At 69.1% G+C, this 25,582-nt stretch carries 25 protein-coding genes; 10 read left to right on the top strand and 15 right to left on the bottom strand.

Annotation, left to right across the window (positions count from 1 at the left end):
* From kal to ACZ6O0_RS01750, 3 genes are all read left to right on the top strand, one after another.
* Positions 1–390, top strand: a complete 390-nt coding sequence (gene kal / locus ACZ6O0_RS01760; RefSeq protein WP_465762893.1) for a 3-aminobutyryl-CoA ammonia lyase — start codon at positions 1–3, stop codon at positions 388–390.
* A 530-nt stretch (positions 391–920) separates the two neighbouring features.
* Complete coding sequence (gene lnt / locus ACZ6O0_RS01755; RefSeq protein ID WP_465762892.1) at positions 921–2,486, top strand: apolipoprotein N-acyltransferase; 1,566 nt, start codon at positions 921–923, stop codon at positions 2,484–2,486.
* A 73-nt stretch (positions 2,487–2,559) separates the two neighbouring features.
* A complete protein-coding gene (locus tag ACZ6O0_RS01750) occupies positions 2,560–3,039 on the top strand; it encodes an FxsA family protein (RefSeq protein WP_465762891.1) in 480 nt (159 codons plus the stop codon).
* Positions 3,040–3,227: 188 nt separating this feature from the next.
* Here the strand turns inward: ACZ6O0_RS01750 and ACZ6O0_RS01745 are convergent, their stop codons facing one another.
* Both ACZ6O0_RS01745 and ACZ6O0_RS01740 read right to left on the bottom strand, forming a co-directional pair.
* The gene (locus ACZ6O0_RS01745) at positions 3,228–4,673 is read right to left on the bottom strand and encodes a dihydrolipoyl dehydrogenase family protein (protein WP_465762890.1); all 1,446 of its coding nucleotides are present in this window, start codon (positions 4,671–4,673) and stop codon (positions 3,228–3,230) included.
* Between the two features lies 1 nt (position 4,674).
* Positions 4,675–5,265, bottom strand: a complete 591-nt coding sequence (locus ACZ6O0_RS01740; protein ID WP_465762889.1) for a hypothetical protein — start codon at positions 5,263–5,265, stop codon at positions 4,675–4,677.
* A gap of 135 nt (positions 5,266–5,400) precedes the next feature.
* On the opposite strand from ACZ6O0_RS01740, the gene ACZ6O0_RS01735 reads away from it, so the two are divergent.
* Positions 5,401–5,973: a TetR/AcrR family transcriptional regulator gene (locus ACZ6O0_RS01735; RefSeq protein ID WP_465762888.1), complete on the top strand. Its 573-nt coding sequence runs from the start codon at positions 5,401–5,403 to the stop codon at positions 5,971–5,973.
* A gap of 6 nt (positions 5,974–5,979) precedes the next feature.
* On the opposite strand, the gene ACZ6O0_RS01730 is transcribed toward ACZ6O0_RS01735, so the two are convergent.
* The 6 genes from ACZ6O0_RS01730 to ACZ6O0_RS01705 form a co-directional block, all read right to left on the bottom strand.
* On the bottom strand, positions 5,980–6,747 hold the full coding sequence (locus ACZ6O0_RS01730) for an aminoglycoside phosphotransferase family protein (protein WP_465762887.1): 768 nt from the start codon (positions 6,745–6,747) through the stop codon (positions 5,980–5,982).
* A gap of 129 nt (positions 6,748–6,876) precedes the next feature.
* Positions 6,877–7,806, bottom strand: coding sequence for a hypothetical protein (locus ACZ6O0_RS01725; RefSeq protein ID WP_465762886.1), 930 nt, complete (start codon positions 7,804–7,806; stop codon positions 6,877–6,879).
* 245 nt (positions 7,807–8,051) lie between these two features.
* Positions 8,052–9,710, bottom strand: coding sequence for a glycoside hydrolase family 13 protein (locus ACZ6O0_RS01720; protein ID WP_465762885.1), 1,659 nt, complete (start codon positions 9,708–9,710; stop codon positions 8,052–8,054).
* A 136-nt stretch (positions 9,711–9,846) separates the two neighbouring features.
* The gene (locus ACZ6O0_RS01715) at positions 9,847–10,530 is read right to left on the bottom strand and encodes a response regulator (protein WP_465762884.1); all 684 of its coding nucleotides are present in this window, start codon (positions 10,528–10,530) and stop codon (positions 9,847–9,849) included.
* A 44-nt stretch (positions 10,531–10,574) separates the two neighbouring features.
* The gene (locus ACZ6O0_RS01710) at positions 10,575–10,940 is read right to left on the bottom strand and encodes a response regulator (protein ID WP_465762883.1); all 366 of its coding nucleotides are present in this window, start codon (positions 10,938–10,940) and stop codon (positions 10,575–10,577) included.
* Positions 10,941–11,024: 84 nt separating this feature from the next.
* Entirely contained in the window at positions 11,025–12,491 is a 1,467-nt protein-coding gene (locus ACZ6O0_RS01705) for a sensor histidine kinase (RefSeq protein ID WP_465762882.1), read from the bottom strand.
* 89 nt (positions 12,492–12,580) lie between these two features.
* On the opposite strand from ACZ6O0_RS01705, the gene ACZ6O0_RS01700 reads away from it, so the two are divergent.
* On the top strand, positions 12,581–13,180 hold the full coding sequence (locus ACZ6O0_RS01700) for a sigma-70 family RNA polymerase sigma factor (protein WP_465762881.1): 600 nt from the start codon (positions 12,581–12,583) through the stop codon (positions 13,178–13,180).
* Positions 13,181–13,785: 605 nt separating this feature from the next.
* On the opposite strand, the gene ACZ6O0_RS01695 is transcribed toward ACZ6O0_RS01700, so the two are convergent.
* Together ACZ6O0_RS01695 and ACZ6O0_RS01690 are read right to left on the bottom strand one after the other, a co-directional pair.
* Positions 13,786–14,949 carry a GDSL-type esterase/lipase family protein gene (locus ACZ6O0_RS01695; protein WP_465762880.1) on the bottom strand — a complete coding sequence of 388 codons (1,164 nt, stop codon included), beginning with the start codon at positions 14,947–14,949 and terminating at the stop codon, positions 13,786–13,788.
* 107 nt (positions 14,950–15,056) lie between these two features.
* Entirely contained in the window at positions 15,057–15,428 is a 372-nt protein-coding gene (locus tag ACZ6O0_RS01690; protein ID WP_130448290.1) for an RNA polymerase-binding protein RbpA, read from the bottom strand.
* 246 nt (positions 15,429–15,674) lie between these two features.
* Between ACZ6O0_RS01690 and ACZ6O0_RS01685 the strand changes: the two genes are divergently transcribed.
* Genes ACZ6O0_RS01685 through ACZ6O0_RS01670 form a run of 4 tightly spaced genes read left to right on the top strand, consistent with a single transcriptional unit; the run spans position 15,675 to position 19,515 of the window.
* The gene (locus tag ACZ6O0_RS01685; RefSeq protein ID WP_465762879.1) at positions 15,675–17,030 is read left to right on the top strand and encodes an efflux RND transporter periplasmic adaptor subunit; all 1,356 of its coding nucleotides are present in this window, start codon (positions 15,675–15,677) and stop codon (positions 17,028–17,030) included.
* Entirely contained in the window at positions 17,020–17,712 is a 693-nt protein-coding gene (locus tag ACZ6O0_RS01680) for an ABC transporter ATP-binding protein (RefSeq protein ID WP_465762878.1), read from the top strand. The genes ACZ6O0_RS01685 and ACZ6O0_RS01680 overlap by 11 nt, the downstream gene beginning before the upstream one ends.
* Positions 17,712–18,944, top strand: a complete 1,233-nt coding sequence (locus tag ACZ6O0_RS01675; RefSeq protein ID WP_465762877.1) for an ABC transporter permease — start codon at positions 17,712–17,714, stop codon at positions 18,942–18,944. The genes ACZ6O0_RS01680 and ACZ6O0_RS01675 overlap by 1 nt, the downstream gene beginning before the upstream one ends.
* Before the next feature lie 13 nt (positions 18,945–18,957).
* The gene (locus ACZ6O0_RS01670; RefSeq protein ID WP_465762876.1) at positions 18,958–19,515 is read left to right on the top strand and encodes a hypothetical protein; all 558 of its coding nucleotides are present in this window, start codon (positions 18,958–18,960) and stop codon (positions 19,513–19,515) included.
* Positions 19,516–19,560: 45 nt separating this feature from the next.
* Here ACZ6O0_RS01670 and ACZ6O0_RS01665 read toward each other — a convergent pair whose 3' ends face one another.
* From ACZ6O0_RS01665 to ACZ6O0_RS01655, 3 genes are all read right to left on the bottom strand, one after another.
* Entirely contained in the window at positions 19,561–20,352 is a 792-nt protein-coding gene (locus tag ACZ6O0_RS01665) for a class I SAM-dependent methyltransferase (RefSeq protein ID WP_465762875.1), read from the bottom strand.
* 118 nt (positions 20,353–20,470) lie between these two features.
* Complete coding sequence (locus ACZ6O0_RS01660) at positions 20,471–21,844, bottom strand: MFS transporter (protein WP_465762874.1); 1,374 nt, start codon at positions 21,842–21,844, stop codon at positions 20,471–20,473.
* A 54-nt stretch (positions 21,845–21,898) separates the two neighbouring features.
* Positions 21,899–22,651 (bottom strand): glycerophosphodiester phosphodiesterase, encoded by a 753-nt coding sequence (locus ACZ6O0_RS01655; protein ID WP_465762873.1) that lies wholly within the window; start codon positions 22,649–22,651, stop codon positions 21,899–21,901.
* Between the two features lie 26 nt (positions 22,652–22,677).
* On the opposite strand from ACZ6O0_RS01655, the gene ACZ6O0_RS01650 reads away from it, so the two are divergent.
* On the top strand, positions 22,678–23,814 hold the full coding sequence (locus tag ACZ6O0_RS01650; protein ID WP_465762872.1) for an aminotransferase class V-fold PLP-dependent enzyme: 1,137 nt from the start codon (positions 22,678–22,680) through the stop codon (positions 23,812–23,814).
* Here ACZ6O0_RS01650 and ACZ6O0_RS01645 read toward each other — a convergent pair.
* Together ACZ6O0_RS01645 and ACZ6O0_RS01640 are read right to left on the bottom strand one after the other, a co-directional pair.
* Positions 23,804–24,655 (bottom strand): carbohydrate ABC transporter permease, encoded by an 852-nt coding sequence (locus ACZ6O0_RS01645; protein ID WP_465762871.1) that lies wholly within the window; start codon positions 24,653–24,655, stop codon positions 23,804–23,806. The genes ACZ6O0_RS01650 and ACZ6O0_RS01645 overlap by 11 nt on opposite strands.
* Positions 24,652–25,581 carry a carbohydrate ABC transporter permease gene (locus tag ACZ6O0_RS01640; RefSeq protein WP_465762870.1) on the bottom strand — a complete coding sequence of 310 codons (930 nt, stop codon included), beginning with the start codon at positions 25,579–25,581 and terminating at the stop codon, positions 24,652–24,654. Before ACZ6O0_RS01640 ends, ACZ6O0_RS01645 begins: the two co-directional genes overlap by 4 nt.
* Between the last annotated feature and the right edge of the window lies 1 nt (position 25,582).

The following is a 25,582-nucleotide window of genomic DNA, read 5'->3' as shown; positions in this document are numbered from 1 at the left end:
GTGTCAAAGGCAACTATCGGACTGACGGCGACGCACCGGCGGTACATCCCGTACAGCCACGCGCACTATGCCGGGAACCTGGTCGACGGCGCGTACGTGCTCGCGCTGTTCGGTGACGTGGCGACCGAGGTCTGCATCCAGGCCGACGGCGACGAGGGCCTGTTCGCGTCGTACTCCGACGTCCAGTTCCTGCAGCCGCTGCGCGCCGGTGACGTGGTGGAGGTAACGGCAACGATCACCCGGGTCGGCAACCGCAGCCGCGACCTCGACTTCAGCGCGTACGTCGTCTGCCGGGGCCGGTCGGACCGGTCCGAGTCGGCCGCCGAGGTCCTGGCCGAACCGCTGGTGATCACGCGCGCGAAGGGGACGGTCGTCGTACCGGTTGGGTGACGATTAGTTGCCCTGGGTAACGATCACGTGGAGTGCCGAGACGGCTCTGTAACGTGACGGGGCTGAGAGATTCTCGTTTTCCCTTGCGAGGCGGCCGATCGTGTTACAACGGGCTCAAGGAGCCGGTGCAGAGGTTGACACGGTCGCCGTCAGCGAGCATCGTTTTGGGAGTCGTCATATCCCGTTTCATCAACGGTCACATGAAGTTCGGCCACCGGATGATCCCGCGACGCTGACCAGGCCAGAGCCAGGCTTGAGTCGACGGGGGCTGAGATCGCCGGTGGTGAGCCCCCCGCGGGGCAGAGGTGGAAGAGGTTCGGCGCCCAGTAGACAACAGCCGGGCGGTTCGCAGCCAGCGGGCCGGCGGTTGGTCCGAAGGAGCGCCGAGCCTCTTTCCTCTTTCGTGACGACATCCTCACGTTCCGCGATCGGTGCCGAATGGCTACTGACCGGATACATTTGCGTGTCCGGGACGTTGTACGGTCGTGCGACCGGCGTCCGCCGGATCAGTGAGGACAAGGGGTTACCGCGTGCACCGGTTGAAGGCTCTGGGGCGGTTGCTGCCGAGGGTTGCCGTGGCGGTCGCGGCCGGCGCGCTGCTCGGTCTGGCCTTCGAACCGCATGACCACCCCTGGCTCGCGATCGTCGCCGTACCCCTGTTCCTGGCCGCGCTGAACGGTGCCTCCGCCAAGGGCGGGTTCCTGATCGGTGCGGGCTTCGGCATCACTTACTACGCGGTCCTGATCCCGTGGATCACCGTGATCGGTGGCGACGCCGCGGTCGCGCTGGCGATCCTCGAGGGGCTCTTCTACGCCGTCTTCGGGTTGTTCGCGACCCAGGTGCTGAAGCTGAAGCTGTGGATGCTGTGGATCCCGTGCCTGTGGGTGGCGACCGAGTTCGCCACCGCCTCGGTGCCGTTCGGCGGCTTCCCGTGGGGCAAGCTCGCCTGGGCGTTCTCCGACCTCTCGCTCGGCAAGCTCGCCGCCTTCGTGGGCATCCCGGGGCTGAGCTTCGTGATCGCGTTCGTCGGCGTCCTGCTGTACGCCGTACTCCGGCCGGCGAGCCGCCTGCGGCTCCGGGCCGTCGCGCTCGTGGCCGGCCTGGCGATCGTCTTCGGCAGCTCGCTGATCACCCTGTCGACCGAGGGCGACGGCAAGACGGTGAAGGCCGCGATGGTGCAGGGCAACGTCCCCGGGAAGGGGCTGGAGTTCCTCGGCCGCGCGCGTACGGTCACGCGCAACCACTTGAGCGCGACCCTCGACCTGGAGAAGCGGGTCCAGGACGGCACGGAGATGAAGCCGGACCTGGTGATCTGGCCGGAGAACTCGACCGACATCGACCCGTACAAGGACGACGAGACCCGCGCCGACATCGAGGAGGCGGTCAAGGCCGTCGACGTACCGATCCTGGTCGGTGCCGTCACCGAAGGCCCCGGTCCGGACGAGCGGCAGACCACGGGCATCGTGTGGGACCCGGTCACCGGCCCCGGCCAGCGGTACGCGAAGCGGCACCCGGTGCCGTTCGGTGAGTACATCCCGTTCCGCGACCAGCTGCTGCCCTACATCAAGCGGCTGGAGATGATCGGCCGGCAGACTGCGCCCGGCAAGGTCCCGGGCGTGATGCCGATCAACGGTGTGACGTACGGCGACATCATCTGCTTCGAGCTCGCCTACGACAACGTGATCTCGGACCTGATGAACGGTGGCGCCCAGGTCCTGATCGTGCAGACCAACAACGCGACGTACGGCGGGACCGGGCAGCCGGAACAGCAGTTCGCGATCACCCGGATGCGCGCGATCGAGACCGGCCGGACCGTGTTGATCGCGTCCACCAGCGGGATCTCCGGCGTGATCCGGCCCGACGGGACCGTCGAGCACAAGTCGGCGCAGTTCGTGCCGGACGTGTACGTCGCCACGGTCCCGGTGCGCGACACGCACACGCTCGCCACCACGATCGGCGGGTGGCCGCAGTGGATCCTGACCGGCCTCGGACTGCTCGGCATCGTGCTGGCGCTGGTCGCCCGGCGCCGGCGGCGTACCGACGGTCCGCAAACTCCGCCGGCTGCGACGCCCAGCCGCGAGAAGGTTCCGGTCTGAGCCAGGGTCCGCTCAGGGTCCGCCGTACCCACCCGTTCCGTACGCTGGTGTCTTAGGCCGGAAGGGGTAGGACATGCCGTGGTTCGTGGCGCTCGCGCTGCTGGTGGTGCCGATCCTGGAGATCTACGTGATCATCCAGGTCGGCCAGGTGATCGGCGGCTGGCCGACGGTCGGGCTGCTGCTCGTGGAGAGCGCGCTCGGCGCGTGGCTGATCAAGCGTGAAGGCAAGCGTGCCTGGAACGCACTGCAGACCTCGTTCCAGTCCGGCAAGATGCCCGGCCGCGAACTCTCCGACGCGGCCCTCGTCCTGGTCGGCGGCACCCTCCTGCTCACCCCCGGCTTCGTCACCGACATCTTCGGCTTCTTCTTCGTCCTCCCGTTCACCCGCCCGCTGGCCCGCCGAGCCCTGTCCGGCTTCTTCAACCGCCGCGTAGCCACGCAGTTCGGCACCACCAACCTGGGCAACTTCATCCCCGGCCCCACGCAACCCCGGCCGCCGTCGTCCTCCGACGACGTGATCCAGGGCGAAGTCATCGACCCCGACGACAAGTAGTTTCTTTCCCACGCGTGCTCCGCGACCTGCGGGGCTCGCGCCCGCGGGCGCGCTGATCGCGCGGTCGACTGCCGAGGTCGGCGCTCTCCCACGAGCGACTGTGGTGAGAGGAACCGTGGATGAGTCCACGCGACCCCTGAGCCGTCCGGGGCTCGCCGCCTCGGGTGGATGACCCTCGTGCGCTGGACTTACCGGTCGCGCCCGTCGGTTTCGAGGAGGCGGAGCCAGACCTCGCTGATGGTCGGGTAGGCGGGGACGGCGTGCCAGAGCCGGTCGAGCGGGACCTCGCCGGTGATCGCGATGGTCGCGGCGTGGAGAAGTTCGGCGACGTCGGGGCCGACGGCGGTGAAGCCGATGAGGGTGTTGCGGTCGTCGTCGATGATCATCCTGGCTTGGCCGCGGTAGTCGTCGGCGTGCAGTGCGGCGCCGGCGACCGCCCCGAGGTCCTGGTCGACGACCCGGATCTCCTTGCCGGCCGCCGAGGCGGCCTCGGCGGACAGGCCGACGGCGGCAACTTCGGGATCGGTGAAGATCACCTGGGTGATGGCGCGTTCGTCGGCGGTGACCGCATGGCGTCCCCACGGATCGAGGTCGAGCTTCTCGCCGCGGGCTCGTGCGGTGATCGCGTCTCCCAGGGCGCGAGCTTGGTACTTGCCGTGATGGGTGAGGACGGCTCGCTTGTTCACGTCGCCCGCGGCATACAGCCAGCCACCGTCCACAGGCTTGCCCGCGTCGTCGACAACGGTGAGCGTGTCGTCGACGTGCAGCCAGTCTCCGGGGGAGAGATCGAGCTGATCCAAGCCGAGGTTCTTGGTGTTGGGTGTACGTCCGGTGGCGACGAGAACTTCGTCAGCCTCGACGGTTGTGCCGTCGGAGAGGGTGAGGTGCACCGTGCCGGACTCGTCCCGGCGGGCCTCGATGGCGTCGACGCCCAGGTGAACCGACACTCCGGCCGTTCGGAGGGCAGCGGCCACATGGTCACTGGCGAACGGCTCCACACCCGGCAGCAGCCGGCTCTGGGAGACGAGTGTCACCTGCGAGCCGAGGGCGCTGAACGCGGTGGCCATCTCGGACCCGACGACGCCGCCACCGATGACGGCCAGCCGATTCGGGATGGTCTGGACGGCGGCGGCCTCCCTGCTTGTCCACGGTGCCACGTCCGCCAGTCCTCGAATGGGTGGCATGTGGGCGCTGCTGCCGGTGGCGATCACGACCGCGTGGCGTGCGTGCACCGCTGTGGTTGTGCCGTCGGCGTGGGTGATGGTGACGGTACGGGTGCCGGTGATGCGTCCGTGTCCGCGGATCAGGGCGATCCCTGCGTGGTTCAGCCATTCGACCTGGCTGGAATCGTTCCAGCCGGAGGTGAATCGGTCGCGCCGAGCCAGCACCGTGGCCGGGTCGAGGTCACTCGTGACGGTCTGGCCCGCGGCCGGCAGTGCACGAGCGGCGCGTACGGCGGCGGCGTCGCGGAGCAGCGCCTTGGTCGGCATGCAGGCCCAGTAGGAGCATTCCCCGCCGACCAGTTCGCGTTCCACGATCGCCGCGGTCAGGCCACCTTGCACCACCCGGTCGGCAACGTTCTCGCCGACCGGTCCGGCGCCGATGACCACGACGTCGAAGTCGGAGTTCGTCATCTCAGTTCGCCTTCGCAGCAAGGCGGTGCAGACGGATGGCGGAGATCAGGAAGAAGACGCCGCCCAGGATCGCGTAGCCGGCGACTGTGGTGAGTGAAGCTTTCGGCCCGCCCGCCATCAGGATGAAGCTGCTGCCGGCGATGACGGAGATGCCGCCGCTGAGGATCATCGCCCACTGGCCACCGAGCCGGTAGCGCACGATGGCGACGATCAACTGCACGATGCCCGCGGTGATCGCCCAGAGGCCCCACACCCGCAGCACACTCGGGATCCCGGAGGCGACCGCGACGGACAACCCGATGGCGGTGAGCAGACTCAGACCGATGTTGATGTAGAGCAGCGCTTTCGGCCGAGTGCTGCCCGAGGAGCGGACGTCGATCACGGCCGCGGCGAGGTCGAACAGCGGGTAGATCACCAGCAGGGCGACAGTTCCCGGATTGATCGTCTTGCCGATCGCCATCATCAGGATCGCCCAGCTGACGGCGAATCCGAAGCGGACGTAGTACAGAGTGCGGAGCGTCTTGGTGCTGCTGGTGGCATCAGCCGCGGTGCCGGCGCGGCCCGCGTCGACGGCTTCGATTGAGCTGGACATCGGATCCTTCTCTCAAAGGGATAGATAGAACGATCGGTACACCGGGAGCTTGCACCAGCGTGTCTGTCGTTGTCAAGACCGATCGTTCTATCTGCTACGCTCGCCACAGCACTTCAGAGATCGGACGGGAACGGAATGTCGGAAGCACGGGCTCGACTGCTCGACACGGCCACTGGGCTCTTCTACGGCGAAGGCATCCATGCCGTGGGCGTCGACCGCGTCATCGCGAAGGCACAGGTCACGCGGGCCACGCTCTACCGGCACTTTCCGAGCAAGGACGACCTCATCGTCGCCTACCTGACGCAGGCCGACGAGGCACTCCGTGCGCAGGTGAGCGCCGCGCGGACTCCGGACGCGAGCCCGGACGACATCCTGCGAAGCGTCGGCCGGTCCATCGCCGGTGACATCCAGAGACCCGGCTTCCGGGGGTGTGCGTTCCTCAACGCCGCCGCCGAATACCCTGACCCGGCCCATCCGGTCCACCAGGCCGTGCTCAGGCATCGGCAGTGGTTCCTGGCAACGATCACCGAGCTCTTCGCCGGCACCGGGAAGATCGACGCAGAACCGGCGGCCCGGCACTTCGTGATGCTGCGCGACGGCGCGATGGCCGCCGGCTGCCTGACGGATCCGAACCCCGTCTGCGAGACATTCCTGCGCGGGATCGAAGGCCTTCTGACGTTTCGCAGTCGTCAGGAACCGGGCTTCTAGAACGGATCAGGGCGTCAGCAGCTGGGCGTGCTCGCGCACCCATCGTGCCTCGCCGGCGGCCCACTCCTGGCTGCCGTCGGCGACCCAGGTCCGCTGCGGCTCGACGCCGGCCTCGGCCAGCGACAACTCCATGGCCATGGTTGCCTCCATCCGGGTGGCGATCGCCTCGGCGACGTCGAAGGACGGCAGTCCGCCATAGGTCTGCAGGAAGACGCGTACGCGCGCGGCCCGGTCGGGGACAGTGGGGAAGTGGTGCCAGGTCAGCGCCATCTCGTCGCTGCGGGCGGGTGTGAACCACTGGAGTGCGTAGGCGACGTCATCGAGCCGCGGTCCGCGATGCAGAAAGTCCCAGTCGATCAGGCCGACGGCCTCGTCGCCGTGCCACACCATGTTCCAGGGGCCGACATCACCGTGACACCAGACGGTCTCGGCCTCGGATTCCACGTCGGGCGCGCAGAAGACCGCATCCGGTGGTGGCTCCCAGCCGATCGACGCGTCGTGGAGCGTCCGCAGCAGCCGGGCCGCTGAGCGTAGCCCAGCCTCGGAGTGCTGGTGCGCCCAGCCGTCCGCGCCGGCCTCACCCTCGATGACCACGAGCCGTTCGACGTTGCCGTCGACACTGATCGGCTCTGGTACGCACGCGAGTCCTTGTCCGCGCAAGTACCGCAGGAATGCGTGGACGGTCGGCGACCAGGACGAAGCGGGTCTGGTCACGATGCCGTCCCTGATCGAGATCGGGCGCAAAGCGTCGATGTCGTCGTCGGTCGGGGCCACGAACGGACCATAACCGCGACCAGTAGCCCGCGCATCGGAATTCGCATCGGCCGATTGGGGGAGCGGTTCGCAGGAGCCGGCGAATGCCATCCCCTCACCCAACTAGGCTCCGGCGGCGAAGCCTGATCGTCAGCTGTTCAATGCCTTCGACTGTTCGTGTGCCTGCGCGAGAGTGGGGGCGGTCTGCAGCTGGTCGAGTAGGACCCACAGCCGATTTGCGCGGTACGGCGCGCCGTTCGGTATCGGGTCGAACGGCGGGATGCGCGGACCGAGCGCGTAGATCGCATGCGGCCGCGTCGTGTCCTCGGTCGCCGGGGTGTCCGGCCACCGATCAAGGAGGCTGGGCACCACCTCGGCGGTGACGACCCGGTGAATCCGGTGTACCGACCCGCCCCAGCGGAAGGCCATGAAGTTGGGCGGATCGGTCGGCCAGCCGCCGACGCCGTACGGATGGAAGTAGCACAGCTCGTCGGTGACGAACTGGCGGAAGGTGAGCGCGCCTCCGCCGCCAGGACGTTCCTCGTTGAGGACGACGCAGTACGTCCAGCTGTCTGCCACGCTGCGCACGTTGACCACTCCCGCAAGGTAGGTATCGAGCTGGTCGAGCCAGAAGCGCTCGCGGCCGCGGCAGTCTGACCGGACCGCGGCGATGTCGGCGAGAACACGCCGCCACGGCAGATGGATCACCGGTACGCCGTCGATCTCGGGCGGCAACTGAGCTCCGGCCAGAGCCTCGCTGGCCTGCGACAGGGTGACGAGGACTCCGCCTCCGTGGGCCCGGATCCGGGGCGCGTAGTTCGCGAGCTGCTCGACGGACGGCAGCAGCCAGTCGCGCTTGGCTTCGAAGACGAGTACGGCGCCTGGAGCAACGATCTCCAAGTCCGTGCGGCCGACCTTGTCACGGACCTCGAGGTCGATGGTGATCGCGTCGGGCGCAAGCCGTCCGAGCCCCGGCGCTGTCCGGCGGACGATCGCCTCCAGCAGGGCAGGACAGTTCGCGAGCGTGAATCCGAGCGCAGCCGTCAGATCGTTCTCGTCGTGTCCCAGGAGATCGAACACAGCTCTGACCTCAGTGCCGTGTCTGGTCAGCCGGTCCACGGAACCGGCGCTACCGGAGGTGTTCTTCGCGTCTGAGGCGGGCTTGTTTGGCTTTGACGATGTCCGGGTCCCTGGCGTCAAGCGGGAGCACGGCGTCGTCGTCGTACCGTCTGTCTTTTCTGCGATTGACCTTCGCTATCCGAATCTGTCGCATGGGGAACTCCTGTGGAGGGCAGGCCTGGCGCCGAGGTGTTGGAGGGGTTCTCTCAAGACGCCAGGCCCGCCAGCCTGGTGGGGGTCGACGGCGTGTGCAGGTACCACGCCGCGCTGTTGGGCGGAAGCTTGTCGCCGGCTTCCTGATGACTCGCCAGCAGTAGCTCGCCGTCGACCGGCAGAGCGACGACTCGCGACGAGCAGTTGACCACGCAGCAGAAACCATCGCCGCGGGTGAAGGCCAGTACGCCGGGTTCCGTCGCCAGCCAGCCGAAGTGATTCGAGGCGAGTGCCGGAAGCCGCCCCCGCAAACTGAGTGCCTCGCGGTACAGCTGCAGCATCGACTCGCTCCCGCTCAACTGCTGGTCCACAGCATGCGCGGCGAACCAGTCGGGCTGCGGCAACCACGGATCCGACCGGGAGAATCCGAACGCGTCCTCGCCGGCTGCCCAGGGCAACGGAATCCGGCAGCCGTCCCGGCCCCGGCGTACGCCGTTGCTGCGGTGGAACATCGGATCGGTCAGCACACTCTCCGGCAGATCCGTGACCTCGGGCAGACCGAGCTCTTCGCCTTGGTAGAGGTACGCCGCTCCCGGCAGCGCGAGCATCAGCAACGCGCTCGCCCGCGCCCGAGCCGTCCCGAGATCGACGTCACCGGCGTGAGCTCCCGGAGCCCCGCCGCCATAGCGCGTGACGGATCTCGGCATGTCGTGGTTGTTCAGCACCCAGGCGACCGCGGAGCCGGCGTCCTGGATCGTGCCCAGCCCGCGGTCGACGACGTCGGACAGGATCTGTGCGTCCCAATGCGCGCGCAGGAACTCGAAGTAGAAGGTCTGATGCAGTTCGTCCGGGCGCTGGTAGAGCGCGAGTTCCCGCGCATCGAGTACGCCGACCTCGCCGACCAGCACGCGTTCGCGGCCGGTGAAGACCGTGTATCCATCCGCGATCTGCCGCCACCGGCGCCAGACCTCGTGCACCTCGGGCTGGTTCCATGCGTGCGGGTTGACCGGGTCGCCGGTGAGCTCGTCGTCGATCGCCTGCTCGTGGTCCGGCAGGCCGGCTGCCTTGTGCAACCCGTGCGCCACGTCGATCCGGATGCCGTCCACGCCGCGCTCGAACCAGAAGCGCAGTACCTGCTCGAAGTACGCCGCCACGTCCGGATGGCGCCAGTTGAAGTCGGCCTGTTCCGGCGCGAAGCTGTGCAGGTACCACTGACCGTCGGGAGCCTGCTGCCACGCGGGGCCGCCGAAGATGGAGCGCCAGTTGTTGGGCGGCAGCTCGCCGTTCTCTCCCTGGCCGTCGGCGAAGTGGAAGCGCTCGCGCTCGGGACTCCCCGGGCCGGCGGCCAGCGCCGCGGCGAACCAGGGATGCTCGGTCGAGCAGTGGTTCGGGACCAGGTCGATGAGGACCTTCAGGTCGAGCCGGTGCGAGTCCTGGACCAGACGGTCGAAACCGTCGAGGGTGCCGTAGCGGGGGTCGACCGAGAAGTAGTCGGAGACGTCGTACCCGTGGTCGTGCTGCGGTGACGGGTAGAACGGGTTGAGCCAGATGCCGTCGACTCCGAGGGCCCGCAGGTACGGGAGCTTCGCGCGCACGCCGGCAAGATCGCCGACACCGTCGCCGTCGGAGTCGTGGAAGCTGCGCAGGTAGACCTGGTAGATGACGGCCGTGCGCCACCAGTCGGCTCCGCGCCGGGGCCTTGTCGTGAACATCGCGATCGGTCCCTCTGGTCGTCCCCAGGCCGCTGGTCTCGTCACTACGATCCGGGATCGGACGGCGGGCGTCTGCACGGCCAGCGTCCAGACGGAGTACCCGCTAACCGGAACCCCGGGGCTGGCTGACCGGTACTCAGTGCGAGTCGAGGTACGTGATCACGGCCAGCACCCGGCGGTGGTCGGCGCTGCTCTCGGGAAGCCGCAGTTTGGCGAAGATGTGCCGGACGTGCTTCTCCACGGTCGCTTCGGTCACCCAGAGCTGGCGCGCGATGCCGCCGTTGGAGCGACCCTCGGCCATCAACGCGAGTACTTCGTGCTCCCGCGGACTGAGCTCGGCGAGCGGGTCGTCGGCCCGGCGGGCCTGGACCAGTTCCTGGACCAGGGCAGGGTCCATCACCGAGCCACCTCGGAGGATCCGCTCCAGCGTCTCGATGAAGTCGCCGACATCCGTCACGCGGCTCTTCAGGAGGTAGCCGATCCGCTGGCCGGACGCCAGCAGCTCCATCGCGTGCTCGACCTCGGCGTGGGCCGACAGGACGAGGATCCCGGCGTCGGGGAACTCCCGCCGGATCTCGCGCGCGGCGTCCAGCCCTTCGGTGCTGTGCGTCGGTGGCATCCGGATGTCCACCACGACCAGGTCGGGCGTCAGCTCCCGCACCAGCGGCAGGATCCACGCGCTGTCGCCGGTCTGCCCGACGACCTCGAACCCGGACTGCTCGAGCAGGCTGGCCAGCCCTTGGCGCAGGAGTACGTCGTCCTCGGCCAGGAGCACGCGGGTCCGGGCCGCGTCGCGCTCGCCGGCCGAGTCGATCGTCATGTCTTCACGGTAGAGATCATCCGCCGCAGTGCAAGGACCCAGTTCTACGTGACGTCGAGGATCCGGCGAATTGCGACGCCCGACAACGCTGTCTTGGGCAGCAGAGCCGCGGCCGGCACGCTTTCGACCAGGTCGATCAGGTCCTCGGCCGCGTGGGTGGAGATCAGGATGACCCGCGCGGGATCCACGTCCGTCTCGGTCTCTATCCGCCGGGCCAGGTCGAGGCCGCTTTCGCTGCCGAGGCTCACATCGACGAGTACGACGTCAGGCGCGGCGTCGTCCAGTTGCCGGAGAGCCTGCTCGATCGTCGAGGCCACACCGACCACGGTGATCCCGTCACTTTCGAGCCGGAACCGGGCAGCCTCGAGGAATTCGATGCTGTCGTCGACGATGAAGCAGCGCAAGGCCATGGCCCCAGCATCACGCGGCGGGTGAGCCTGCGCATTCCGGCTAACGCGACTCTCTGTCCGTCCGGCCACCCACCGTAGGGACTGTCAGGTGCCGGCGAGCGGGAACTCCGCGGTCAGGGTGGTCCCGGCGCCGCGAGGGCTGTGGAGGTCCAGCCGGCCGCCGAGTGCCTCCACCCGGTCGCGGAGGCCGATCAGCCCGGTGCCGCGGGTGAAGTCCGCGCCGCCTTGCCCGTTGTCGCGGATCTCGACCCGGAGTGCGTCGCCGGTGATGTCGGTGGTGACCGCGACCAGCGAGGCACGCGAGTGTTTCGCCGCGTTGGTCAGACCCTCGGAGACGAAGTAGTAGGCGCTCGCCTCGAGCCGCTCCGACAGCCGCGGCTCCGCGCGGAGCGTCAGGCGGATGGGGATCGCCGACCGGCGGCCCAGCGACTTCAGTGCTGGACTGAGGCCGCCCTCGGCGAGGATCGCCGGGTGGATGCCGCGCGCCGTCTCGCGGAGCTCGTCCAGCGCGTCGGTCAGTCCGCGATGCACCTGGTCCAGCTCCCCGGTCAGCTCGACCAGCTCAGGCGGCACCTTCGCCTGGGTCGTCTGCAGCCGGAGCGCGAGTGAGACGAGCCGTTGCTGGGCGCCGTCGTGCAGGTTGCGCTCGATCTGGCGGCGGGTCCGGTCGGCGGTGACCACCACCCTGGCGCGCGATGCCATCAGTTCGGCCCGGGCCTCGGCGTTCTCGATCGCGGTGGCGACGAGCTCGGTGAAGGCCGCGATCTGGGCCTCGGTCTTGGCCGGGAACGGCGTGTCCCTGGTCGTGGAGGCGGCGACGACGCCCCAGAGGCGGCCGCCGACCGTGACCGGGCAGCCGATCGAGGAACGAATCCCGAGGGCCCGCGCCTCCTCCGCGATGGTGCCTGACGCGCCGGCGAAAGTGTCCAGCCGGGTCGGTTCGCCGCGGGAGCGTACCTCACGGGCGACGCTCAGCCCGTCGAGGTCGAAGCGTTCCCCCACCACCAGGTGGGCGGGCACCCGGCTCCAGGCCGCGACACCGGTGACCGTCCCGTCCGGTTCGTAGCGCTCCATCCGCGCGAGATCGGCGTCGCAGAGTCGCCCCACTTCCTCGGTTACGGTGTCGAACAGGACACCTGGCGACACTCCTTGAGCGACCTGGGTGGCGACCCGCCGGAGCGCGGACTGCTCGTCGGACAGTCGCCGCGCCTGCAGTGCCGCCCGCCGGAGCCGGGCCGCCAGCTCGCCGACGACCACCGCCGCCACGAGGAACACCCCCAGGCCGATCGCGTTCTGCACGTCGGCGAGTGGGCTGACGAAGAAGGACGCGTACGCCCACACGCTGAGCACGGCCGTGACGACGGCGAGCGCCGTACCCCAGAAGATCGCGATGGGCAGTACGGCGAGCAGATAGAGCACCAGCAGGCTGAGGGTCGGGACGTGCGGCTCGGCGAGTTTGATGACCCCGGTCACGGCAGCGACCAGCAGGCCGGCTGCGAGCAATCCAGTCAGCCGGCGGACGACCGCTGAATTCGTCCGGCCACGCTCCATCCCACCACGCTTCCCTTGGACGAACGCTAACCGAGGTGACGGGATGCCTGCCAGCAGGTAGTCCGACGTCCGGTCAGTGGGAGGGTGGGATGGAGGCTCTCCGCGACGACAACGAGACGGACCGGGGTGACTCTCGTAGTGTGACGTCGTCCACCGCGGAAGAGCTGAAGGCCCGGTTCGAAGCCGAGGCGATCCCGCTGCTGCCGCGCTTCCGCGCCGCCGCGCTCCGACTCACCGGGAACCCGGCCGACGCGGACGATCTGCTGCAGGAGACCTACCTGCGGGCGTACTGCGGATTCTCCGGGTTCCGCTCCGGGACGAACCTGACCGCCTGGCTCTACCGGATCCTCCGGAACACGTTCATCAACGGCTATCGCAAGCGTCTGCACGAGCCGAAGACGATCCCGGGCGCCTGGCAGCCGAACAACGCCGTCGACCGCCGCCACGCCGAGGCCTCAGCCGAAGCCGCGGTCCTCGGCCCGATGCTCGACGAGCACCTCCGCCAGGCCCTCGCGTCCCTGCCGGAGCACTACCGCAGCGCCCTCCTCCTCTTCGAGCTCGAAGGCTTCACCGTCCGCGAGATCGCCACCATGATCGGCGTCCCACCCGGCACCGTCATGTCCCGCCTCCACCGAAGCCGCAAATCCCTCCGCCAAATCCTGCAACCCACCCCAGCCGCGGCCGCCTAACCAGCCCGACCACCGGGTGCCAAGTCGCACCGCGCGGCAGGTCTACGGGTGCCGCTGGTGATCGTTGGTGGGTCGCCGCGCCGCCGCGACGATGTAACACGGTGGGCTTGATCAGAGATGTCAGCGGGGGAGGACCTCGTGATCCAGCTAGTGACCTACTTTGTCCTGTTCGTTCTGCTACCCCTCGGCGCGGTCATCGGGATTGGGCTCAGGATCTACGTGTTCTTTGCGGATCGGGCACTGTTCCGGCGGATGGATCGGCGCGAGCGCGAGAAGAGAGAGCGGTTGGCGGAACAGCAGTCCACGCCTACGGCGCGGGGAGAGCGTCCTCGAGGAACTTGACCAGATTGCACCAACCCGGTCGAGCGCATGCCGCACAAGGGTGCAGGCAACTTCCGATGTGATCGGTGCGGTCGCCTGTGGGCCGGTCGGTCATCGGCAAGCGGGCGCGGACGGTACGTCCGGGGAGGGCATGAGCGCGTCGTCACGCCGGGGTGCGGGGCGGTAGCCCTGCAGGGCGCAGGCGGCAGCCTGCTAGGTGCTTCGGGTGGGTGGGAGCGCGCGTAGCGGGCGCGACGGAGGAGCGGCTGCGTAGCACGCGTGGGTTAGTCCACGGTTGCTGCGAAGGGGGACTTGGGGGTGAAGGTGTGGGTGGTGAAGCGGGTGGCCATGACCCGGTGGGTTTCGGCGTCTGGGTGGAGGTCGTCGGGGAGGGGGTGGGCGGCGTTGTCGGGGGCGCCGTACAGGAGGCGGCCGTCGAGGTAGTGGAGGTGGGGGTCTTCGGCGGCTCGTTGGGCGATGATGCGGGCGAGTTCGGTGCGGATGACGGAGAGGGTTAGTTTGCCGGCGGGGATCTCTTCGGGGTTGCCCGTCGCGGTGAAGCGGAGTTGGCCTTCGGCGAGGGCGGAGAGGTCCCAGCCGGTGGGGCCGGGGGTGTCCTCGTGGATCGGGCAGAGGATGGGGGAGATGACCAGGAGCGGCGTGTCGGGGTGGCCGTCGCGGATGGTGTCGAGGAAGCCGTGGACGGCGGGGGTGAAGCTGCGGAGCCGGAGTGAGTCGGTGTTCACGATGTTGATGCCGAGCTTCAGGCTGATCAGGTCTGCGGGCGTGTCGCGGATGGTCCGGGCGACGAACGGCTGCAGGAACGAGCTGCCCGCGAAGCCGAGGTTGATGAGCTCCACCCCACCCTGAGCCGCGGCCAGCGCCGGCCAGGTCGCGGTCGGGCTGGTGGCGTCCGACCCGTGGCTGATCGAGCTGCCGTGATGCAACCACACCCGCCGGCCACTGGCCACGGGCTCAACGGGAGCATCGGTGCGCAGGGCAACGAGTTCGGTCGTCTCGTTGTGCGGCAGCCAGATCTCGACGGTCTTCGGTACGTCGCTCAGTCCGTCGAAACGCAGCGTGGCCGACTCACCCGGCCGGCGCTCGGCCGCCCCGGTGACCAGGTCGATCGTGATGACATCACCACCCGCGGCAGTTGCCTGCGCCGTCAACTTCCCGTCGACGACGAGGTCGTAAACACCATCCGGCCGCGGGGGAGCCCCGACATACTCCCGCTTGGTCGGCAGCGTCTCCAGCTCCACGACCGTCGCCCGGGTCCCGAACACGAGCCGTACGCCGGACGGCTGAGACTCGGCCATCTCCAGCTGCCCGTCGTCGTACTGCTTCCGCGCCCACCCCGGCAACCGATGCGGCAGCAGGCCGCGAGAAGTCGGCTCCAGGTCGAGCGCGCCGCGCAGGAGCTCGGCGGTGATGGCAGTCGTGATCACGTCGGACACCTCTCCGGGCAGGAACGGGGCAGGAACCGGGCAGGAAACGGGCATGAAAAACGGGCTCCCACTGCGCCATTGCGGTGAGAGCCCGTCGGGGCCGTGAATCAGGCGGTGCGCTTGGTGCGGTGCAGGTGCGCCGGGCCGATCTCGCCCTTGCGGAGCAGCTCCACGCGCTCGGCCAGGAGCTCCTCGAGCTCGCTGATGCTGCGGCGCTCGCGCAGCATGTCCCAGTGCGTACGGGCCGGCTTCTCCTGCTTCGGCTCCGGCTTCTCGCCGGTCGACCGGGCGGCCTCGCTGCCGCAGTGCGGGCACTCCCAGACCGCGGGCACCTCGGCGTCGTGCGCCATGGTGACCTCGACCACATGGCCGCGGGGGCAGTCGTACGTGATCATCTGGCGCGGAGCGAACTCGACGCCGCGGTCATCCTCGAAGCTGACCCCACCCAGCCCCGAACCACGCAGTACGCGATTAGACATGTCAAACCTCCGAGATCGTCATCCGTGCCAACGGTCGGCCGGCCCGGATCATTCCCATTTTGGCATGCCCGAGCCCTCTGTACGCACCTGACAGCACCGTCGTGACGCCCTGTCATCGCGCGTTCACACCTCACGGTGTGTCGCGAACCGACCGAGGTACGACGCACCGAACCGATGCACAGTTCACAGGCAGTTGCCAGGAATCGAGGATCAGTTCCTCAGCAAACCGCCCTAGCGTCTGCTCCCATGGTGCTACCCCGCCACAAACTCCGTGGCCTCAGCTTCGTCAATGTGGCCCTGGTGGCCATCGTCCTGGCCATCGCCATCACCGCCTACTTCCTGTTCTTCCGCAAGGATCCGCCGGCCGCCAGCGCGACGCGTCCGACGGCGGAGGTGGCCCGTGGCGACGTGACCGCGAGCGTCAGCTCGAGTGGCACCTTGCAGAGCTCCCAGACCGCGTCACCGCAGTTCGAGACCTCGGGCACGGTCACCCAGATCCTGGTGAAGGTCGGCCAGGTGGTGGCCAAGGGCGCCGCGATCGCGAAGGTCGACCCGTCCGCCGCCGAGCGCCAGCTCCGGATCGCCGACCAGAACCAGATCGCGGCGGCCAACTCGGTCACCGCCGCGCAGGAGTCGCTCGACGACGCCGAGGACGCCGAGCAGGCCGCGGAGGAGGCCTCCGCCTCGCCGACCCCGACGCCCACCAACGGGCAGCAGCAGAGCCAGAACCAGGGCCAGACCCAGAACCCGGAAGTTGCCGTGAGCAACGCCGAGGCGAGCCTGGCCCGGGCCAAGGCGGACAAGGAGCAGGCAGACCAGGACGTCGAGGGGGCCCAGGCCGCGGTCGACGCGACCACGCTGAAGGCGCCGATCGCCGGCACGATCACCGCGATCAACGGCTCGGTCGGCTCCGTCACCGGCGGCTCGAGCTCCGGATCGGGGTCAGGCTCCGGCAGTGGTTCAGGCTCGACCTCAGGTCAAGGTTCAGGGTCCAGCACCTCGAGTACGACGACCTCCTCCGGCTCCGGCTTCGTCGACATCTCCGACCTGAAGGCGCTCCAGGTCGTCGCGGCCTTCGCCGAGGCGGACGCGATCAAGATCAAGGCCGGCCAGTCGGCCACCGTGACGCTCAACGCCGAACCGGGTACGACGCTCACCGCGTCGCTGGCCTCGGTCTCGCCGGTCCCGACCACCACCAACGGCGTCGTCTCCTACTCGGCCACCTTCTCGCTGGCCAAGCTCCCGGCGAACGCGCGGATCGGCCAGACCGCGAACGTGACCGTCCAGACCGCGAAGGCGACCAACGCCCTCTACGTCCCGACCACGGCGGTCGCAACCAGCGGTACGACGTACACCGTGACGATGGCCGACGGCTCGGGGACCCGCGAGGTGAAGATCGGCGTCCGCGGCGACAGCTACACCCAGATCGTCTCCGGCCTGAACGAGGGCGACCGGATCGAGCTGCTCCAGGGCACCATCGGCGGGACCACGAACCAGACCGGCCAGGGCCGGCAGGGCCAGTTCGGTCAGGGGCAGTTCGCCGGCGCCGGCGGCGGCCAGTTCCCGGGCGTCGGCACGGGCGGGGGTAACCGTGGCCGCTGACGTCCTGATCGACATCCGGGACGTCACCAAGACGTACGGCAGCGGCGAGACCGCCGTCCACGCGCTCCGCGGGGTGTCCCTGCAGGTCCGGGCCGGCGAGTACGTCGCGGTGATGGGCTCGTCCGGATCCGGCAAGTCGACCCTGATGAACATCCTCGGCTGCCTCGACGTCCCGAGCCGGGGCGAGTACTGGCTGGACGGCAGCAACGTGGCCCGGCTGACCGAGGACCAGCAGGCCCTCGTCCGCGGCCGCAAGATCGGGTTCATCTTCCAGTCCTTCAACCTGATCCCGCGGACCACCGCGCTCGCGAACGTCGAGCTCCCGCTCACCTACGCCCACCAGCGCCGCGCGGAGCGGCGGCAGCGGGCCGGCCGCGCGCTGGAGCTGGTCGGCCTGTCCGACCGGGCCGGCCACCGGCCGAACCAGCTGTCCGGCGGTCAGCAGCAGCGGGTGGCGATCGCCCGGGCGCTGGCGACCGGACCGCGGATCCTGCTCGCCGACGAACCGACCGGCAATCTCGACCTGCACTCGACCGACGAGGTGCTGGACATGTTCGACCAGTTGAACGCCGACGGCCGGACGGTCGTCGTGATCACCCACGAGCACGAGGTGGCGGCCCGGGCCCGGCGGCTGATCCAGGTCGCGGACGGCCGGATCGTCGCCGACGAGGTGACCCGCTGATGTCACCTCGCGACCTGTTCGGGGCCGCCCTGCGCGGTCTCAACGCGAACAAGCTCCGCTCCCTGCTGACCATCCTCGGCGTCTCCATCGGCGTCGGCGCGGTCATCGTCCTGGTTGCTGTCGGCAACGGCTCGGGCAAGGCCGTGCAGGCCCGGCTGGAGGCGATGGGCACCAACCTGCTCACGGTGTCCACGACCGGCGGTGGCGGCGGCTTCCAGCGCGGCCAGGCCGGGCCGGCGGCCCAGCAGTACAGCCTGACCCTCGACGACGTGGCCGCGCTCTCCGACGATCGGCTGGCACCTGACGTGTCCGCCGTCGCTCCGGTGATGACGAGCAGCGGTACGACGGCGACGAACGGCGACACCAGCTACACGGTGGGCCAGGTGATCGGTACGACGCCGGAGTACCTGCCGGCCACGAACACGCCGGTCGGGATCGGGGCGTCCTTCACCCAGCAGGACGTCGACAACTCCGAACGGGTCGTCCTGCTCGGGCAGACGACCGCGACCGAGCTGTTCACCCGGCCCGCGAGCGCGGTCGGTCAGACGATCAAGCTCGGCGCCATCGACTTCGTCGTTCGCGGGGTGCTGGCGAGCAAGGACAGCACCGGGTTCTCGGATCCGAACGCGACCGCGATCATGCCGATCAGCACGCTCCGCGCGACCCAGGCCGGATACGGCGCACTCAGCCAGATCGTGGTCCAGGCGGCGGCCACCGATCGCGTCGACACCGCGCAGGCGGAGGTCACGCAGTTGCTGACCGCGCGGCACCAGGTGCCGGCCGACCAGACCTCGCCGTTCCGGATCACCAACTCGGCACAGATCCTGCAGACCAGCCAGGACACCGCGGCGACGTTCACCGCGCTGCTGGCGACCGTCGCCGCGATCAGCCTGGTCGTCGGCGGGATCGGGGTCACCAACATCATGCTGGTCACCGTCACCGAGCGGACCCGCGAGATCGGCATCCGCAAGGCGCTGGGGGCCAGACGCCGGACGATCCTCGGCCAGTTCCTGATCGAGGCGACCCTGCTCAGCCTGATCGGCGGCGCGGTCGGGGTCGGCGTGGCGCTGATCGTCACCCGTTTCCAGCTGGCCGGTGTGGAGCCGGTGCTGGTGCCGTCGTCGATCGGACTCGCGCTCGGCGTGTCCGCGGCGGTCGGCCTGTTCTTCGGCAGCATGCCGGCGCACCGAGCCGCCGGTCTTCGTCCCATCGATGCACTACGTCACGAGTGAAAGAGGCTCTCCGATGTCCAACCAAACGCCCGACGACTTCGCCCAGATCGGGTCCGACGAGGAGGTCGACTCGGCGCTGAGGCCGAAGAAGAGCCTCAACCTCCCGCTGGCGACGGCGATCCTGGCCGGCATCGTGGTCCTGGCCGTAGGCCTGGCCGGTGGCGCGGGCCTGCACGCGGCCTTCGCCTCGGACAGTACGTCGAACCAGCCGCAGGCCGGCGGCCGTGGCTTCGGCGGCGGGTACGGCGGCTACCGGGGCCAGAACGGCGCCGGGCAGGGCCAGTTCCCGGGTGGCGGCGGTCAGGGCGGTGGCGCGGCGATCGGCACGGTGGTGTCGGCGACGGCGACCGAGCTCGTGGTGAAGACGCAGAACGGCAACGTCACGGTGAAGCTCACCGGCGACACGACGTACGAGATCACCGCCAAGGGGACCGCCGCCGACCTGAAGGCCGGCGAGCAGGTCGTCGTCAGCGGCCAGAGCGCCGATGGCTCGATCACCGCGACCACCGTCCGCCAGGGCGCCTTCGGAGGCGGCTTCCGCAACCCGGGCGCCACCCCCTCGTCCCGCTAGTTCCCACGATCCGTGCGCCCGGCCAGCACCCCGGCCGGGCGCACGTCAGTTCCGGGTGGCGGTGAGCGCGACGGCGACCGAGTCGATGGTGAAGCCGCCACCGACGGCGTCGATGGCGTCTGCGAGTCTGGAGAGGATCTCGTCGAGCTTGCCTGCCTGCGCGAGTTGGCTCGCGTTCCCGCCGGTCCGGACCTGGTCCAGCCACTCGTCGCGGGTGTACGTGCGACTCCACGGGAACGTCGGCCGCTCCAAGCTGCCGAACACACCGGTCGCGGCGAGGCCCTCGGCCGCTCCGTCGATGAACCGCTCGTAGGCACCGAGTGGCGAGGCGGCGACCCGGGGGCTCACCGCGCGGTCGGGGAGCGCGTCGCGAAAGGCGGCGGCGAACGCTTCGCGCAGCTCGCCCGGCGGCTGGAGGACGTACCAGAACACGGCCAGCTTGCCGTTCGGCCGGAGTACCCGGGCTGCCTTCGCTGCTCCGGCGCGAGGATCGATCCAGTGCCAGGTCATGCCGGCGACGACCGCGTCGAAGGTCCGGCCGGCCGCGTCCCACGACTCGAACTGCGACACCTCGACGTCGACGCCCGTACCCCGGGCGAACTCTGCCATCCGCTCGTCGACATCCACGCCCAGAACCCGGCACCCCGCCGCCTGGAACTGCCGGGAGGTGATCCCGGTGCCGCAGCCGACGTCCAGGACGTCCCGCCCGGGCACACCCGCGACGACCGCCTCGACAGGTGTGGCGCTGCGGGATGCCCGCGAGCAGCTGTTCGACGCGGCCGAGCGGGTCCTGCTCCGGGACGGGCCGGAGGCGCTGACGAGTCGTGCGGTGACCACCGAGGCGGGCTGCGCGAAGGGGTGTCATGATGTTCGCCGACCGCACCGGCGAACGCCCCACCTTTGAGGACGTCCGGAAGCTCGTCGGCTCCGTCGTACCGGGCTAGATGATGGTGGGCTAGACGATCGTGGGCTGGGCGTTGCCGGCTTCGGTGATGCCCCGGCGCATGTCGACGCGGGACAGCAGGATCAGGCCGACGACGAAGAACAGGCCGAGGGCGACGATGGCCGGGCGGTAGGAGCCGGTGATCTGGTGGACCAGGCCGAAGACCAGGGTGCCGAGCCAGGAGGTGCCGCGTTCGCCGGCCTGGTAGAGCGAGAAGTACTCGGCCTCGCGGCCCTTCGGGATCAGCTGGCTGAAGGCCGACCGGGACAGCGCCTGGGTGCCGCCGAGGACGATGCCGATCGCGGCGCCCATGGCCAGGAACGGGACGATCTGGCGGGCGGGCAGCAGGAACCCGGCGATCACGATCACGATCCAGATCACCAGGCCGCCGGAGATGGTCCGGTGCGCGCCGTACCGCTGGGCGAACCGGCCGAACGCCAGCGCCCCGAAGAACGCCACGAACTGGACGAGCAGGATCGTCGCGATCAGGATCTGGGTCTCGAACCCGAGCTGCTTCTCGCCGTACGTCGAGGAGACCGAGATGACCGTCTGGATCCCGTCGTTGAAGAACAGGTACGCGACCAGGAAGAGCAGCGTCATCCGGTAGCTGCGCATGTGCTTGAGCGTCGCCGACAGCTGCCCGAAGCTCTGCCGCACCAGACTCCCGCTCCGCACCGGGACGACGCTGGTCGGTGGACGGTCCCGCAGCCGGACGAAGGGGAAGAAGGTGAACAACCCCCACCACAGCCCGGCGCTCAGCAGGCTGAGGCGAACCGCGGTGCCCTGGCTCAGCCCCAACGCATCGTGCGCGGTGACCACGCCCAGGTTGACCAGCAGCAGGATGAACCCGCCGGCGTACCCGAACGCCCAGGCTCGCGACGAGACGGCGTCGCGTTGGTCGGGTGGCGCGATGTCGATCAGGATCGAGTCGTACACGACGAGAGACGAGCCCAGGCACAGGTTGCCGATGAACAACAGCAGCGCGCCGAGCGCCCAGCGGCCGCCGCCGACGAACACCATGCAGCAGGCGGCCAGCGCGCCGGTCCAGGCGAACGCGCACATCAGGAGCTTCTTGCGGGTCAGCCGGTCCGCGATCGCCCCGACCACGGGCAGGAACAACGCCGACACCAGTGTCGCCACCGTGACGACGTAGAAGGCGAGCGAGCCGGGGGAGATCCCCACCCCGAGGATGTCGAGGTTGGTGTGGCACGGCTTGTCCGTGGTCCCGACGTACCCGCAGGCCGCCTGCTCGGCGACCGAGGTCAGGTACGGCGCGAACAGCACCGTGCCGACTGTGGTCACATAGCCGGAGTTCGCCCAGTCGTAGAGACTGAAACCCCAGTATTCGCGCTTGTCCACCGCAGCCGGGGCGGAGAGAAGTCCCATGCGCGGAAGTGTGTCAGGTCCCGGGGACTTCGCGGCGTACCCGCGGATAACACTTCAGTGCCACTCGCCCCGCTCGATCAGGACGTCGCGGAGCAGATCGGTCCGGTCGGTGATGATGCCGTCCACCCCGGCGTCGAGCATCCGCCGCATCCGGGCCGGATCGTCCACGGTCCAGACGTGGACTTGCTTGCCCCGGGCATGCGCTCGCCTGATCAGCCCGGGCGTGAGCACCCGGAGCGGCCCGTACCCCTGCGGGATCTGCAGGCACGCACCCTTCGACGCCACCGCGAAGGGGAGGAACCGGATCAGCACGATCTCCCACTCGCCGTACCCGGTGCAGAGGCGGGGACCGAGCAGCTTGCGGATCCGCCGGACCCGGGACTGGGAGAACGACGAGACGCAGACCCGGTCGATCGCGCCGGCCGAACGGAGGACGTCGGCGGCCGGCTGCAGACCGTTCTCCGCCTTGATGTCGAGATTGAACCGGATGTCCGGGAAGTGCTCGAGCAGCTCGTCCAGCCGGGGGATCGGCTCGTGGCCGTTGATCCGGGCCTTGCTCACCTCCGACCACGGCAGTTCGGCGACCACCCCGGTCCCGTCGGTGACGCGGTCCAGTTTGCTGTCGTGGAAGGCGATCACGACGCCGTCGCTGGTGGCGTGCAGGTCGGTCTCGAGGTAGCGGTACCCGAGGTCCACCGCGTTCTGGAACGCGTGCATCGAGTTCTCGTAGCCGATGTTGTCCGGGTGCAGCGCGCCGCCCCGATGGGCCATCGCGATCGGCCCGTCGTGGTCGAGGTAGGGATACACGACAGGAAGTATGTACCGTTTGGGTGGTGACGCTACTCACCCCCCGCCCCGACCTCTGGACCCTCGACCCCGAGGTCCTGCACCTCAACCACGGTTCGTACGGCGCTGTGCCGCGGCGGACCCAGGACGTGCTGGCTGCCCTGCGGACCGCGACCGAGGTGAACCCGATGGCGTGGTTCCGCTCGGTCGCGGCCCAGCTGACCACGAGCCGCCTCGAGCTGGCGTCGTACCTGCGGACCGATCCGGCGGGCTTCGCGCTGGTGCCGAACGCGAGTGCCGGCGTCACGGCCGCGCTCGCCACGCTGCCGATCCCCGCGGGCAGCCGGATCGTGCTGACCAACCACGCGTACGGCGCGGTCCGGTACGCCGCCGAGCGGTTCGCACGGATCCACCGGGCCGACGTGGTCGTGGTCGACGTACCGCTGGAGGCGGACGACGAGACGGTCGTGGCGCTGATCGCGGCCGAGCTGCAGGACGCCGCCGTACTGATCGTGGACCAGATCAGCTCGGGCACCGCCGCGGTGTTCCCGATCGCGGCCCTGGTCGAGGTGTGTCACGACCGGGGTGTCCCGGTCGTGGTGGATGGTGCGCACGCCCCGGCGTTGATCGATGCCCCCGCGGCCGACGGCGCCGACTTCTGGACCGGCAACTTCCACAAGTGGCCGGCGTCGCCGCGCGCGACCGCCGGGCTGGTGGTGGCCGAGCAGTGGCGCTCGGCAACGGTTCCGCTGATCGTGTCCTGGTCGGAGTACGACGAGCGCCTGCCGGAGCGTTTCGACATGCAGGGCACGTACGACTACACGCCCTGGATCGCCGCGCCCGAGTCCCTGCGGGTGCTGGCCGAGCTCGACTGGCCGGTACGCCGTGCGCAGCTGAGCGCGATGCTCGACGAGGGCGCCAAGGTGGTGGCGAAGGCGCTCGGCACCGGGGTGGCGGAGGTCGCCCACCCCGCGCCGACGATGCGCCTGGTCGAGCTGCCCTCGAGCGTCGACCTCGGCGCGGGCGAAGCGATCAAGGAGCGCGTGTCCCGCGACCTGAAGGCGGAGATCACCCTGACCGGCTTCGGCGGCCGGGGCTACATCCGCCTCTCCGCCCACGCCTACAACTCACTGCAGGACTACCAGCAACTCGCCGAGCGCCTGCCCGCCGCGCTCACCCCTTGATCGCCCCCGACGTCATCCCGGCCACGATCTGGCGGTTGAAGAACAGGAACATGATCAGCGGCGGGATCGTGATCAGCAGGATGTCCATGAACAGCAGGTTGTACTGCGTGCTGAACTGGCCCGAGAAGTTGTAGAGGGTCAGCTGGACGGTCGCGTTCTTGTCACCGGGCAGGAAGTACAGCGGGTTCACGAAGTCGTTGAACACGTTGACCGACTGGACCACCACGACGGTGATGATGACGGATCTGAGCAGCGGGAAGATGACCCGGAAGAACAACCGCAACGGCCCGGCCCCGTCGATGATCGCGGCCTCGTCCAGCTCCTTCGGAATGGTCGCGACGAACGCCCGGAACAGCAGGATGCAGAACGACAGCCCGAACGCGATCTCGATCAGGATCAGCCCCGGCATGGTCCGGAACAGCCCCAGCTTCTGCAGCACCCAGATCGTCGGTACGACGGCCGGCGGGATGATCAGCCCGGACAGCACCAGGAAGTTGATGAAGCCGTTCCACTTGCTCTTGCGGCGTTGCAGCACGAACCCGGCCATCGCCGCCAGCACCACCATCCCGGCCACACTGACCACGGTCAGGATCGTGCTGTTGATGAAGGCGATCACCAGCATGTAGTCGCGGGCCTGGACCACCTCGACGAAGTTCTGCACGAACCGGAACTGGTGCGGCCAGGCGAAGTCGAGGTCCGCGGCCTGCGTCCGGTCCTTCACCGCGGTCATCACCATGAACGCGAACGGGATGATGAACACCACGATCGAGGACACGATCGCGACCGCGCTGAGCAGGTACTTGCGGCCGGGTCTGTGGTTGACGAGCTCGGCGGTGCTCACAGGTCCACCTCCTTGCGGTTCAGGAACCACGACAGCGGCAGGATGATCGCGGTGACCACCAGGAACAGGATCACGTTGCCGGCCGTCGACAGGCCGTAGAACCCGGCCTGGTACTGCTTGTAGATCACCGACGAGATCACGTCCGAGGTGAAGCCCGGGCCGCCACGCGTCATCGCCCAGATCAGCTCGAACGACCGCAGGCCGCCGATCAGCGACAGGATGATGACGGTCACGGTGGCCGGCTTGCACAGCGGCAGCACGATCCGGCGGAACGTCTCCCACGAGCCGGCGCCGTCCACCCGGGCCGCCTCCATGTACTCGCGCGGGATCGACACGATCCCGGCGATGTAGATCAGGGTCGCCAGCCCGACGCCCTTCCACACGTCGACGGCGGCGATCGACATCAGCGCCCACTTCGGGTCGGTCAGCCACCCGGGCCCGGTGATGCCGAGGACGCCCAGGGCGCCGTTGATGATGCCGCGCTCGGGATTCATCAGCACCTGGAACAGCAGGCCGACGCCGACGGTGCTGACCAGCACCGGGAAGAAGACCACCGAGCGCAGATACCCGCGGCCGACGATCTGCGAGGTGAGCAGGACGGCGAGCAGCAGGCCGAGCACGACCTTGGAGCCCGACGTCACGACGGCGAAGATCAGCGTGTTGGTGAAGCCCTTGACCAGGGCCGGCTCCTGGAAGAACGTGACGAAGTTCTCCAGCCCGATGAACTTGGACTCGAACAGGCTCCACCGGGTCAGGCTGTAGTAGAACGACGCGAACGTCGGCACCAGGAACAGGACGGTGTAGATCACCGCGGTCGGCAGGTAGAACCAGAACGAGTACGGCGAGTAGACCTTCCCCCCGGCCGCCGAAGCGGCCGGGGTCGCGTCAGCGCCAGCGCGCGGACGAGCCGAGGAGGTGATGGTCACC

Source organism: Kribbella sp. NPDC048837 (assembly GCF_055586945.1).
This window is presented reverse-complemented; position numbering and strand designations above follow the sequence as displayed.

Coding starts and splice junctions, on each gene's coding strand:
- ACZ6O0_RS01670 (WP_465762876.1), top strand. CDS start 18,958: ATGTCCAACCAAACGCCCGACGACTTCGCCCAGATCGGGTCCGACGAG.
- ACZ6O0_RS01710 (WP_465762883.1), bottom strand. CDS start 10,940: ATGGCCTTGCGCTGCTTCATCGTCGACGACAGCATCGAATTCCTCGAG.
- ACZ6O0_RS01715 (WP_465762884.1), bottom strand. CDS start 10,530: ATGACGATCGACTCGGCCGGCGAGCGCGACGCGGCCCGGACCCGCGTG.
- ACZ6O0_RS01675 (WP_465762877.1), top strand. CDS start 17,712: ATGTCACCTCGCGACCTGTTCGGGGCCGCCCTGCGCGGTCTCAACGCG.
- ACZ6O0_RS01685 (WP_465762879.1), top strand. CDS start 15,675: ATGGTGCTACCCCGCCACAAACTCCGTGGCCTCAGCTTCGTCAATGTG.
- ACZ6O0_RS01735 (WP_465762888.1), top strand. CDS start 5,401: ATGTCGGAAGCACGGGCTCGACTGCTCGACACGGCCACTGGGCTCTTC.
- ACZ6O0_RS01720 (WP_465762885.1), bottom strand. CDS start 9,710: ATGTTCACGACAAGGCCCCGGCGCGGAGCCGACTGGTGGCGCACGGCC.
- ACZ6O0_RS01745 (WP_465762890.1), bottom strand. CDS start 4,673: ATGACGAACTCCGACTTCGACGTCGTGGTCATCGGCGCCGGACCGGTC.
- ACZ6O0_RS01705 (WP_465762882.1), bottom strand. CDS start 12,491: ATGGAGCGTGGCCGGACGAATTCAGCGGTCGTCCGCCGGCTGACTGGA.
- ACZ6O0_RS01700 (WP_465762881.1), top strand. CDS start 12,581: ATGGAGGCTCTCCGCGACGACAACGAGACGGACCGGGGTGACTCTCGT.
- ACZ6O0_RS01690 (WP_130448290.1), bottom strand. CDS start 15,428: ATGTCTAATCGCGTACTGCGTGGTTCGGGGCTGGGTGGGGTCAGCTTC.
- ACZ6O0_RS01750 (WP_465762891.1), top strand. CDS start 2,560: ATGCCGTGGTTCGTGGCGCTCGCGCTGCTGGTGGTGCCGATCCTGGAG.
- ACZ6O0_RS01660 (WP_465762874.1), bottom strand. CDS start 21,844: ATGGGACTTCTCTCCGCCCCGGCTGCGGTGGACAAGCGCGAATACTGG.
- ACZ6O0_RS01740 (WP_465762889.1), bottom strand. CDS start 5,265: ATGTCCAGCTCAATCGAAGCCGTCGACGCGGGCCGCGCCGGCACCGCG.